Source organism: Acidovorax sp. HMWF018, assembly GCF_003061035.1.
GTDB classification, from domain to species: domain Bacteria; phylum Pseudomonadota; class Gammaproteobacteria; order Burkholderiales; family Burkholderiaceae_C; genus Acidovorax; species Acidovorax delafieldii.
Window position 1 is genome coordinate 15298 of the sequence record NZ_QAIM01000669.1, and the last position, 4713, is coordinate 20010.

Genomic DNA, 4713 nt, shown 5'->3' on the forward strand with positions numbered 1-4713 from the left:
CGGTTTCAGCCGCGGACACGGGGGCCGCGCCAGCGACCGCACCCCGCCGCAAAACGGCAGTTGGCAAGGTCAAGGCTCCAGCGCGTTTGGGTGGTGCCTGACGGGCCTTCCCATACAGATTTCAAAGAAAAACCGCTCCAAGCGCAAGTCGAACATGCGCGAGTAGCTATTGATTTGGTAGCGTCTTGCGCGAAACCCTGGGCGTGTGGTGTTCTGCCTGCCCGGAGGCCAAGTCGTCCAGGATGGGGCAGTCCGGCCGGTCGTTGCCCTGGCAGCAGGACACCAGCGTTTGCAGGCTGCGCTGCATGGCCTGCATCTGGGCGATGCGTTCGCTCAGGTCGTCAATATGCTGCTGCGCGATGCGCTTGACCTGGCTGCTGGCGCGGCTGCGGTCGTGCCACAGGCCCAGCAGTTCGGCGATTTCTTCCATCGAAAAGCCCAGGTCGCGGCTGCGGCGGATGAAGTGCAGGGCGTGCACGTCGGCCTCGGTGTACTGGCGGTAGCCGCTGTCGGTGCGCGCCACGCCGTTGATGAGGCCCAGCGATTCGTAGTGCCGCACCATGCGCGCCGAGATGCCTGCGCGCTTGGCAGCGACGCCGATGGGCACGGGCCAGGCGATGGGGCGGGGCGCTGCGGCCTTGGCGCGCGTGGTCGGCGCGGCATCGGGGGAATGGGGCGTGGTCATGGTCTGGCCCTCGCTGGGTGTGTGGTGGCGCGGCGCTCAGGCCGCGACGGTGTAGCCTTCTTCGGCAATGGCGGCGGCCAGGGCTTCGCGGGGGGCGGTGCTGTCCACGTCCACCTTGCCGCTGGCGCGGTCGATGCGCACCTGGGCGTTGGGATCTACCTGCTGCACGGCCTGGGTGACGGCGCGTTCGCAGTGGCCGCAGGTCATGCCCTGCACTTGGAAAGTCGTGGTGGTGGTTGCCATGGGGTGTCCTTGTTGGGTTTGGAAATGTGGCCGTGGATGCGACCGAAGCGAATGTTGAAGCTTGACATCGTGGCAGAGTCAAACATCGCTCAAGACACTCATGATGTGAGGGTTGATCAATATCAATGCTTGACCTTGCCATCACGTCAAGGATCAGCATCCCGGCCATGAACACCATCACCACCCCCCTCAACACCGTGCCCGGGTCTGTGCACTCGCTGGACCTGGGCATTTCTGGCATGACCTGCGCAAGCTGCGTGGGCCGTGTGGAGCGCGCGCTGCGCAAGGTGCCGGGCGTGCAGGAGGCCTCGGTCAATCTGGCGACCGAGTCTGCGCGCATTGCCTTTGTCACGCAGGTGGGCGCTGACGCCGCGGCCATGGAGGCGGTCCTGCGCCGCGCGGTGCGCAATGCGGGCTACGAGCCGCGTGCGGCGGGGCAGGAGGATGCACCGGAGGACTTGTCGCCCTGGGCCGGCTTTTTACCCGTGGGTATTGGCCTGCTGCTGTCGGCGCCGCTGGTGTTGCCCATGATCGGTGACCTGTTCGGCCAGCACTGGATGCTGCCCGCCTGGGTGCAGTTTGTGCTGGCCACGCCGGTGCAGTTCATCCTGGGGGCGCGGTTTTACAAGGCGGGCTGGCATGCGGCCAAGGCGCTGAGCGGCAACATGGACTTGCTGGTGGCGCTGGGCACCAGCGCGGGTTGGGGCCTGTCGATGTGGCTGTGGCTCACTGCGCCCACGGACCACCCGGGGCATGTGCCGCATCTGTACTTTGAGGCCTCGGCCGTGGTGGTCACGCTGGTGCTGCTGGGCAAGTGGCTGGAGGCGCGCGCCAAGCGCCAGACCACGGCGGCCATCCGCGCGCTGCATGCGCTGCGGCCCGATGTGGTGCATTTGCTCACCAAGCAGGGCGAGGTGGATGTGCCGGTGTCGGAAGTGCTGGTGGGCGACCAGCTGGTGGTGCGGCCGGGCGAGCGCATCCCTGTGGACGGCACGGTGCACGAGGGCCACACGCAGGTGGATGAATCCATGTTGACGGGCGAGCCGTTGCCCGTGGCGCGCGATGTGGGCGCGGCGCTGACGGGTGGCTCGATCAACGGCGATGGTCGCATCGTGATGGCGGTGACGGCCGTGGGCGCCGAGACGGTGCTGGCCCAGATCATCCGGCTGGTGGAAGACGCGCAGGCGGCCAAGGCGCCCATCCAGCGGCTGGTGGACCAGGTGTCGGCCATCTTCGTGCCGGTGGTGCTGGTGGTGGCGCTGGTGACCCTGGCGGGCTGGCTGGCCATGGGTGCGGGGCTGGAGGCGGCGCTGATCCACGCCGTGGCCGTGATGGTGATTGCCTGCCCCTGTGCGCTGGGGCTGGCCACGCCCGCGGCCATCATGGCGGGCACGGGCGTGGCGGCCAAACACGGCATCCTGATCAAGGACGTGCAGGCGCTGGAGCTGGCGCACAAGGTGGACACGGTGGCCTTTGACAAGACCGGCACGCTGACCGTGGGCAAGCCCCGGCTCACGGCGTTTGAGGTGGTGCCTGGCCTGGATGACAGCGCGGTGATGGCGGCGGTGGCCGCTGTGCAAAGTGGCAGCGAACACCCGCTGGCGCGCGCAGTGGTGGCGGCTGCGGGCGAGCGGCAGATCAACGTGGCCACTGCGCAGGACGTGCGCGCCGTGCCCGGGCGCGGCACCGAGGGCGAGGTGGACGGCCAGAGCTACCTGGTGGGCAGCCTGCGCTGGATGCAGGAGCTGGGGGTGGCACTGGGCCCGTTGTCAGACCGCGCGGAGGCGTTGCAGCGCGAAGGCGCCACGGTGTCGGCGGTGGCCCAGCGGGTCACGGAAGGGTTGGCATTGCGCGCGGTAATGGCCTTTGGCGACGAACCCAAGCCTGGTGCGCGCGAGGCGCTGGCGGCGCTCAAGGCGCGCGGCATTCGCACGGTGATGGTGTCGGGCGACAACCGGGGCGCGGCCGAGGCCATGGCCCGGCGCCTGGGGCTGGACCCGGCCGCGGGCGAGGTGATGGCCGAGGTGTTGCCGGGCGACAAGGCGGCCAAGGTGGCTGCGTTGCAACAGGGCACCGATGGCAAGCACCATCATGTGGCGATGGTGGGCGACGGCGTTAACGATGCCCCCGCGCTGGCGGCGGCCGATGTGGGCATGGCCATGGGCAACGGGACTGATGTGGCCATGCACGCAGCGGGCATCACGCTGATGCGCGGCGACCCGATGCTGGTGGCGGCGGCGCTGGATATTTCGCACCGTACGGTGATGAAGATCCGCCAGAACCTGTTCTGGGCGTTTGCATACAACGTGGCGGGCATTCCGCTGGCGGCGCTGGGCTACCTGAACCCGGTGGTGGCGGGCGCGGCCATGGCGCTCAGCTCGGTCAGCGTGATGGCGAATGCCCTCTTACTCAAGCGGTGGCGCATGTGATAAATACGTACAGCACGGTCATCGATGTCTGGCAAACTGCAACGATTTGTTGCGAATCCGTCGCCTCGGGGGAGGTGCGGCGACCGCATTGGCATAGCTATATCAAGGACGACAGATCATGAATCTCTTCTCGCTCATGCGGCAGTTCACCATACGTTTGCGCATGCTGGGTGCCATTGGCGTGGTGCTGGGCCTGCTGGGGCTGCTGGGGGGCGCGGGCATGCTGGGCATGTTCCGCATCCACAACATGAGCCAGGACTTCATGGACCACTCGTTCGCCGAGGTGGGTTACATGGCCGAGCTGCGGGGCGAGATGGGTGCCATCCGCCAGTTCGAGAAGGACATGATCATTGGCTACGAGAAGCCCGAAGCCGTGAAGGCCGCGTATGCCAAGTGGGTGGAGAGCCAGGACAAGGCCAAGAAGATTGCCAACAAGTTCCTGGAAGGCGAGGAGGACTCTGACAACCCCGTGGTGCGCAACATCGTCAAGCGCCTGGACAGCTACCGCGAGCTGTTTGCGCACGTGGCGCGCCAGCTGGAGGCGGGTGGCTATGACACCGCCACCATTGCCAACCGCATGAGCGGCAAGGCCGTGGCGGAGTTTGCCGAGGCCGACAAGCTGATGGCCGAGTTGGACTCGGTGCTGCGCGCCGAGGTGGCCAAGTCCGTGGCGCAGCAAAGCGAAGTGTCCAACCAGACCAAGTGGCTGTTTGTGCTGGCGGTACTGATCACCGTGGTGGTGGTGGTGCCCACCACGCTCATGAACATGAACTCCATTTGCAAGCCGCTGGAAGACGCACGCAAGATGGCCCAGGCGATTGCGGGCGGCGACCTGTCGCAGCACATTGCTGCCGAGGGCAAGGACGAAGTGGCCGATTTGCAGCGCGCGCTGCGCGACATGCAGCAGGGCCTGAGTGCGCTGGTGGCGCAGGTGCGCGATGCCAGCGGCAACATCGCCACGGCCAGCCAGGAGATCGCCACGGGCAACCAGGACCTGTCGCAGCGCACCGAGCAGACGGCCAGCAACGCGCAGGAGGCCGTGTCCTCGCTGTCGCAGCTCACGTCCACGGTGCAGCAGACGGCATCGTCGTCGCAGATGGCGAACCAGCTGGCCGCGTCGGCCTCGCAGATGGCGACACAGGGTGGTGGCGTGGTGCAGCAGGCCGTGGCCAGCATGCACGAGATTTCGACATCGAGCCGCAAGATCGGCGACATCATCGGCCTGATCGACTCCATTGCCTTCCAGACCAACATCCTGGCGCTGAACGCTGCGGTGGAAGCCGCCCGTGCGGGCGAGCAGGGCCGGGGCTTTGCCGTGGTGGCCAGCGAGGTGCGCAGCCTGGCGCAGCGCAGCGC

4 protein-coding genes are annotated in these 4713 nt (G+C 67.2%); 2 read left to right on the forward strand and 2 right to left on the reverse strand.

Annotation, left to right across the window (positions count from 1 at the left end):
• Window positions 1-166 precede the first annotated feature (166 nt).
• Both cueR and DBR23_RS28525 read right to left on the reverse strand, forming a co-directional pair.
• Window positions 167-685, reverse strand: a complete 519-nt coding sequence (cueR, locus tag DBR23_RS28520) for a Cu(I)-responsive transcriptional regulator (RefSeq protein ID WP_199227831.1) — start codon at window positions 683-685, stop codon at window positions 167-169.
• A gap of 36 nt (window positions 686-721) precedes the next feature.
• The gene (locus tag DBR23_RS28525) at window positions 722-928 is read right to left on the reverse strand and encodes a heavy-metal-associated domain-containing protein (RefSeq protein WP_056742486.1); all 207 of its coding nucleotides are present in this window, start codon (window positions 926-928) and stop codon (window positions 722-724) included.
• A gap of 167 nt (window positions 929-1095) precedes the next feature.
• Between DBR23_RS28525 and DBR23_RS28530 the strand changes: the two genes are divergently transcribed.
• Together DBR23_RS28530 and DBR23_RS28535 are read left to right on the forward strand one after the other, a co-directional pair.
• Window positions 1096-3357, forward strand: a complete 2262-nt coding sequence (locus DBR23_RS28530; protein WP_108500295.1) for a cation-translocating P-type ATPase — start codon at window positions 1096-1098, stop codon at window positions 3355-3357.
• A gap of 118 nt (window positions 3358-3475) precedes the next feature.
• Window positions 3476-4713: methyl-accepting chemotaxis protein (locus DBR23_RS28535; RefSeq protein WP_108500297.1), on the forward strand; the 1238-nt coding region annotated here is incomplete at its 3' end.

Excerpts from the sequence above, each read along its gene's own strand:
- cueR (WP_199227831.1), bottom strand. The coding sequence starts at position 685 with ATGACCACGCCCCATTCCCCCGATGCCGCGCCGACCACGCGCGCCAAG.
- DBR23_RS28525 (WP_056742486.1), bottom strand. The coding sequence starts at position 928 with ATGGCAACCACCACCACGACTTTCCAAGTGCAGGGCATGACCTGCGGC.
- DBR23_RS28530 (WP_108500295.1), top strand. The coding sequence starts at position 1,096 with ATGAACACCATCACCACCCCCCTCAACACCGTGCCCGGGTCTGTGCAC.